At 66.8% G+C, this 6,098-nt stretch carries 6 protein-coding genes; 3 read left to right on the top strand and 3 right to left on the bottom strand.

The annotated features are described in order from the left end of the window. Window positions 1-992 (top strand): transglutaminase family protein (locus DBR12_RS13325; RefSeq protein WP_146185534.1); only part of this gene is annotated, 992 nt, incomplete at its 5' end. Between the two features lie 8 nt (window positions 993-1,000). Then, entirely contained in the window at window positions 1,001-2,083 is a 1,083-nt protein-coding gene (gene mltB / locus DBR12_RS13320; protein WP_108617688.1) for a lytic murein transglycosylase B, read from the top strand. Between the two features lie 49 nt (window positions 2,084-2,132). Here the strand turns inward: mltB and DBR12_RS13315 are convergent, their stop codons facing one another. After that, complete coding sequence (locus DBR12_RS13315; protein WP_108617687.1) at window positions 2,133-3,479, bottom strand: branched-chain amino acid ABC transporter substrate-binding protein; 1,347 nt, start codon at window positions 3,477-3,479, stop codon at window positions 2,133-2,135. Between the two features lie 93 nt (window positions 3,480-3,572). On the opposite strand from DBR12_RS13315, the gene DBR12_RS13310 reads away from it, so the two are divergent. Beyond that, on the top strand, window positions 3,573-3,962 hold the full coding sequence (locus DBR12_RS13310; protein WP_108617686.1) for an Hsp20/alpha crystallin family protein: 390 nt from the start codon (window positions 3,573-3,575) through the stop codon (window positions 3,960-3,962). Window positions 3,963-4,056: 94 nt separating this feature from the next. On the opposite strand, the gene DBR12_RS13305 is transcribed toward DBR12_RS13310, so the two are convergent. Together DBR12_RS13305 and DBR12_RS22370 are read right to left on the bottom strand one after the other, a co-directional pair. Then, entirely contained in the window at window positions 4,057-5,262 is a 1,206-nt protein-coding gene (locus DBR12_RS13305) for an ABC transporter permease (protein WP_108617685.1), read from the bottom strand. Continuing rightward, window positions 5,262-6,038, bottom strand: coding sequence for an ABC transporter ATP-binding protein (locus DBR12_RS22370; RefSeq protein WP_199226686.1), 777 nt, complete (start codon window positions 6,036-6,038; stop codon window positions 5,262-5,264). The genes DBR12_RS13305 and DBR12_RS22370 overlap by 1 nt, the downstream gene beginning before the upstream one ends. Window positions 6,039-6,098 lie beyond the last annotated feature (60 nt).

The raw sequence follows: 6,098 nt of genomic DNA, 5'->3' as shown, positions 1-6,098 counted from the left end.
CCCCCAGCCTGCGCGCCTACACCGAGCTGCCCGCAGGCTTCAACCCCCGCACGCTGGCCCTGGCCCAGCAGATGCGCAACGACCCGCTGATCGCCCCCAACCCCGCCCGGGACAACGCCGAAGCCCTGGTCAACGCTGCCCTGGCGCGCCTGCGCACCGGCGGCTACACCTACTCACTGGATCCCGGCGTGTATGGCCAGCACACTGCCGACGAATTCTGGTTTGACCGCAAGGAAGGCTTTTGTGAGCACATCGCCTCCTCCTTTGTGGTGCTGATGCGCGCGCTGGACATCCCGGCCCGCATCGTCACCGGCTACCAGGGCGGCGACCGCAACCCCGTGGACGGCCTCTGGACAGTGCGTCAGAGCGACGCTCACGCCTGGGCCGAAGTCTGGCTGGCCGGGCGAGGCTGGGTGCGGGTGGACCCCACAGGCGCCGTGTCGCCCGGGCGCACCGGCGCCTTCGAGCGGCTGCGCGCGCCGCAGGGCGCGCTGGCTGCGGCCATGGGCACGGTGCTCAGCCCCGGCCTGGCCCAAAACCTGCGGGCCATGTGGGAGGCCGTCAACAACAGCTGGAACCAGTGGGTGCTCAACTACACCCAAAGCCGCCAGCTCGACCTGCTCAAGGCACTGGGCTTTGAGGCACCCAACTGGCAGGACCTGACCATGGTGCTGGGTTTCCTGATCATATTTGCAGCCTTGGGTGGCATGGCCTGGAGCCTGTGGGAGCGCAGCCAGCACGACCCCTGGCTGCGCCTGCTGGCCCGCGCCCGCCAGCGCCTGGCCCGCGCAGGGCTGGTGCTGCCGCCCACCACGCCCCCCCGCGCCATGGCAGAGCAGGTGCAGGCACAATTCGGCGCCCCGGCAGCGGCAGTGGCCGACTGGCTGCTGCGCCTGGAACGCCTGCGCTACGCACCCCAGCCCGATACCGAATGGAGCCACCTGCGGCGCCAGTTCAATACCTTGCCCTGGCCCCCAGCATCCAAACCTTGACCCCGGACATGCCGAAGACCCACCGACCGATTGCCCTTATTGCTACATTATTGATAGCTTTTTGCACAATACCAGCAAGCGCAAAGCCCGAAAAATCTTCAAAAAACACCAGCACCAGGCAGCCTGCGGTGCTCTACGCCTCGCGCCCCGAGGCCCTGCAGTTTGCCGACGACCTGGCCGCGCGCCGCGACCTGGACCGTGAATGGGTGCGCCAGGCGATTGGCCAGGCGCATTTCCTGCCCCAGGTGCCCAAGCTCATGCTGCCGCCCGCCAAGGGCCAGGCCAAGAACTGGCGCGTGTACCGCAGCCGCTTTGTGGAGCCGATACGCATCCGCGCCGGTGTGCGTTTCTGGCAACAGAACCAGGCAGCGCTGGAGCGCGCCGAGCGCGAGTACGGCGTGCCCGCCGAAACCATCGTGGGCATCATCGGCGTGGAGACCATCTACGGCCAGCAAATGGGCAACTTCCGCGTGATGGATGCGCTGGCCACGCTGGCGTTCGACTTTCCCTCGGCCCACCCGCGCGCCAAGGAGCGCGCCGAATTCTTCCGCCGTGAGCTCGAGCAATTCCTGAGCTTCACCAACCGCAGCAACACCGACCCCTTCGAGCCGCGTGGCAGCTATGCCGGAGCCATGGGCCTGGGCCAGTTCATGCCATCGAGCTGGGTGCGCTACGCCATCGACTTTGACGGCGATGGCCGCGTGGACCTGTTCAAAAGCCCGGCCGATGCGATCGGCTCGGTGGCCAACTACTTCCGGGGCCACGGCTGGACACCGGGCATGCCCACGCACTTTGGCGTGCAGTTTGACAACGCGCGCCTGCAGCTCGACGACCTGCTCGCACCCGACATCCTGCCCACCTTCAGCGCGGCCAGCATGTTGGCCAAGGGCGCCGTGCTGGATGCCCAGGGCACCCAGCACATCGGCCCTCTCGCACTGGTGGAACTGCAAAACGGCAACGATGCGCCCAGCTACGTGGCAGGCACCGAGAACTTTTACGCCATCACGCGCTACAACTGGTCCAGCTACTACGCGATGGCGGTGATCGAGCTAGGGCGGGAGGTGGCAGCAGCGCGCGGCACGGCGCAGTAAGGGGCGAGACGACGGCTGGGCGGCAACACCGCCGTCCCGACAGCGCCCGTCAAGGCCGCTGCATCTGGCAGCTGTGCGGCTGCTGCGCCTTGGCCGCAGGAATCTGCCGCACCACGCGGAAGCCGTAGCCCGAGCCTTCCACGTCGAACTTCACACCCGGCGCGCCCTTTTTGTCCATCACGCCCACCACCAGCGCCTGCTGAAACTGGTGGTCTGCCGCGCGCATGCTGCCGCCCTGGCCGGAGAGCTGCACGTTGGCGCTCTCCATCTGCCGCGCAACGGCCACGGTGTCGGTGCTTCCCGCGCGCTCGATGGACTGGGCCAGCGCCTCCACCATGAGCTGCATGCGCATGTGCACGTAGTCGTCCTGCGGCTTTGGGAAGCGCGTGCGGAATGACTGGTAGAACGCCTCGCTCTGCGCGCCCGGCACATTGGGCAGCCAGTCGGCCACGGCCACCACCTTGCCAATGCCCGCATCACCGATGGCTGCGGGCGCACCCAGTGCATTACCGTAGAAGGTGTAGAAGCTGCCTTCGTAGCCGACCTCGCGGGCCGCCTTGACCAGCAGGGTCAGGTCGTTGCCCCAGTTGCCGGTGACCACCGCCTGCGCGCCGCTGGTCTTGATCTTCACGGCGTAGGGCGCAAAGTCCTTGATGCGGCCGATGGGGTGCAGTTCTTCGCCCACCACGGCCACGTCGGGGCGCTGCGCGGCCAGCTGCTTCTTGGCCTCGCGCAGCACGGCCTGGCCAAAGCTGTAGTCCTGGCCGATGAGGTACACGCTCTTGAGGCTTTTGTCCTCGCGCATCACGTCCATCAACGCCGCCATGCGCATGTCCGCATGGGCGTCAAAACGAAAGTGCCAGAAGCTGCATTTCTCGTTGGTGAGGATGGGGTCCACCGCCGAGTAGTTGAGGAAAAGCACGCGTTTGTTCGGCTCGCGCTCGTTGTGCTTGTTGATGGCCTCGATCAGAACCGCCGCCGTGGCCGATGAATTGCCCTGCAGGATGACCTGCGCGCCATCGTCGATGGCCGCGCGCAAGGCTGAGAGCGCCTCTTCGTTCTGGCCCTTGCTGTCGTAACGTTCAAGAGCGAGGGACCGGGGGCCGCCGCTGCTCACGGGCAGTTGTACGCCACCACGCGCATTCACGCGCTCTATCGCCCAGTACACGTTGCGGTACACCGCTTCGCCGGTGTTGGAGAACGCACCCGACAGGCTTTCGATGAGCGCCACCTTGACGGGCTTGGCCTGGGCTGCAGCCGCAGCTGGCGCCGCGGCCTGCGCCCAGCTGGCGGACACGGGGGCCATGGCGCCCGCCACCGCCATGGCGGTGGCCCAAGCAGTGAGACGTAATGCTGCTGCACCCGATTTCAAGCCCACGGCTTGCAATTTATTCATGCCACTTTTTCCCTTGAAAAGCAACGCGGGCGTACACAACTCCTTGGCATGCGGCGACCACGTCGAGAGCCGCGCAGTGTATAGGAGTTACCCATGATCTTCGCCCCTGTGATCCGCCGCGCCGCCTATGCCCAGGCCCCCCGTTCCTCCGACCTCGCGCTGCAGCGTTTTCTGATGGGCGCGCTGGCAGCCCCTGCCTCAGCCCCTTCGGCGGGTTGCACCGTGACACAAGACGACAAGTCCACCACGCTGCAGTTGGATGTGCCGGGCCTGGCCCGTGAACAGCTGCAAATCAGCATCGAAGGCAACGTGGTGCGCCTGCAAAGTGTGGATGGCGCCCCCCGCCAGGTGCAGCGCGCCTGGGAGCTCGCGGCCGACATCGATGCAGCCAACAGCAGCGCCAAGCTGGAGAATGGCGTACTGACGTTGACCCTGGCCAAGGTGGAGCCCGCCAGCAAGGCCGCCACGCTCACCATCCAATAAAAACTATCAAATTGATAGCTTAAAGTGCCCATACCTCAGGCGGGAAGGGCACTTTTCGTTCACAAATCTGGCAGTGGCGCATGCGCTGCGCCACTCACTCATGCCGCAGCGCATCGATGGGGTCCATGCGCGCCGCGCGCCGCGCCGGGAAGTAGCCGAACACCACGCCAATCCCGGCCGAGAACACGAACGACAGCAGGTTCACGCCGGGGTTGAAGATGTAGGGCACCCCCATCAACCCCGACAGCGCAAGCGACGCGCCCGTCGCCAGCACGATGCCGATAAGCCCGCCGAGTGCAGCAAGCACCACGGCCTCGATCAGGAACTGCAGCAGCACCTCGCGCTCCAGCGCACCGATGGCCAGGCGCAGGCCGATCTCGCGCGTGCGCTCGGTCACGCTCACCAGCATGATGTTCATGATGCCGATACCGCCCACCAGCAAGCTCACGGCGGCCACGGCGCCCAGCAGCGTGGTCAGCACCTTGGTGGTGCCCGAGAGTGTGTCGGCCAGCTGCTTGGTGTCCAGCACATTGAAGTTGTCTTCGTCCGAATCCGACAGCTTGCGCAGCTCGCGCAGCAGCTGAGTCAGGCTGGCCTTCACCCGCTCGGGGTCGCTGCCATCCTTCATGGACACCAGCAGCGTGTTCACCCGCGTGTTGCCGGTCACCCGACGCTGCAGCGTGCGCAGGGGCACCAACACGGTGTCGTCCTGGTCGTTGCCAAACGCGCCCTGCCCTTTTGAAGCCAGCACGCCCACCACCTCGCACGAAAACGCCTTCACACGCAGCTGGCCGCCCACGGCATCGGCCGTGCCAAAGAGCTCGCGCCGCACGGTTTCGCCGATCAGGCACACGGCGGCGCCCGCGCGCAGCTCGGCGTCGGTGAAGACGCGGCCATTGCGCACCGTCCAGTTGCCAGTCTCCAGCCAGGCGTTGGTGCTGCCGATGACGCTGGTCGTCCAGTTGCGCCCGCCCACCACCGCCGTGGCGGCGGCGCGTGCCTCGGGCGCCACGGCCAGGATGCCGCCGATCTGCTGCGCGATCATGTCGGCATCGGTGTCTTTGAATGCCGGGGCGCTGGTGCCGCCACCGGGCCCCATGCGCTGGCCAGGGCGCACCTGCAGCAAGTTGGTGCCCAGGCCCGATATCTGGTTCTGGATGGCCAGCGTGGCGCCATTGCCCAGCGTGACCATGGTGATCACCGCGCTCACACCGATCACGATGCCCAGGATGGTGAGGAAAGAGCGCATCAGGTTGCGCCGGATGGAACGCAGCGCCAGCAGCAAGGTGTTGAGCAGCATCAGTGGCCTCCTGTGTCCGAAACGGTCACAGCCGCTGCGTTCGATCCCGCATCCCCATCCAGGCCCTTGGGATGCGGATTGGCAGCGTCGCTGTCCACCACGCCATCCACAAACCGCACGATGCGTCGGGCGTACTGCGCCATGTCGGGCTCGTGGGTGACCATCAACACGGTGATGCCGTGGTCGACATTCAGGCGCCACAGCAGGTCCATGATCTCGACACTGCGCTGGGTGTCGAGGTTGCCGGTGGGCTCGTCGGCCAGCAGCACATCGGGCTCGGTGACGATGGCGCGTGCAATCGCCACGCGCTGCTGTTGGCCACCCGACAGCTCGGCGGGCGTGTGGTGCTCCCAGCCCTTGAGGCCCACCGCATCCAGCGCCCGAGCCGCAGCGGCGTGGCGCGCCGCTGCGGACTCGCCCCGGTACAGCAGGGGCAGCTCCACATTCTCTTGCGCCGAGGTGCGCGCCAGCAGGTTGAAGCCCTGGAACACAAAGCCAAAGTAGCGCCGCCGCAGCCGCGCCCGCTCGTCGCGCGAGAGCGACTCCACATGCACGCCCTTGAACAGGTATTCGCCCGAGGTGGGCCGGTCCAGGCAGCCCAGCGTGTTCATGGCCGTGGACTTGCCCGAGCCGCTGGGGCCCATGATGGCCACAAAGTCGCCCTGCGCAATGTCGAGGTCCACGCCCTTCAGCGCCTGAAAGGCCAGCGCCCCTTCGCCATAGACCTTGGTCACGCCGCGCAGGCGGATGAGGGGGGTGTTGCCCACCACGCTCATGGCTTGGCCCCTGCCGCGCGCTGGTCGGTGATCACGGCCATACCGGGCGTGAGTCCGTCG

The sequence above is a fragment of the Acidovorax sp. HMWF029 genome, assembly GCF_003060895.1.
Classification (GTDB): domain Bacteria; phylum Pseudomonadota; class Gammaproteobacteria; order Burkholderiales; family Burkholderiaceae_C; genus Acidovorax.
This window is presented reverse-complemented; position numbering and strand designations above follow the sequence as displayed.